1 pseudogene is annotated in these 360 nt (G+C 66.1%); it reads right to left on the minus strand.

Annotated features, from left to right (window positions below):
* Positions 1–263: 263 nt before the first annotated feature.
* A pseudogene (locus tag ADL03_RS49380) lies at positions 264–360 on the minus strand (IS5/IS1182 family transposase); the annotation flags it as partial.

Raw genomic sequence — 360 nt, forward strand, 5'->3', positions numbered from 1 at the left:
GCCCCGTCCTACCAACCCATGATCGACCTGGCAACACTCACCTCTAGCTTTGAGGACAAGCACTCGGGGCATCACGACCTGGGGCCTTTTTGTGATGGTAAACACATAGCTGCTGAGGTGCGGCGGCCGGCAGGGGCGGGGGTTGATCGCAATGCGTGACGGGGGTCCACGGTTGGGAGGCCAGGATGGCCGACTATACAGCGGAACACCCCGCCCCGGCCGCTCCACGACCCGACCGGTGGGGCCGAGGGAAACCACCCCCCCGCCAGCACCGTCTCGAACATGGTGCAGTCGTTGATGTTGCCGCCGGTCAGCACCGTCGTCAGCGGGCGGCCGTGCCCGTCGCAGGCCAGATAGATC

The organism is Nocardia sp. NRRL S-836, from assembly GCF_001279525.1.
Lineage (GTDB): Bacteria > Actinomycetota > Actinomycetes > Mycobacteriales > Pseudonocardiaceae > Lentzea.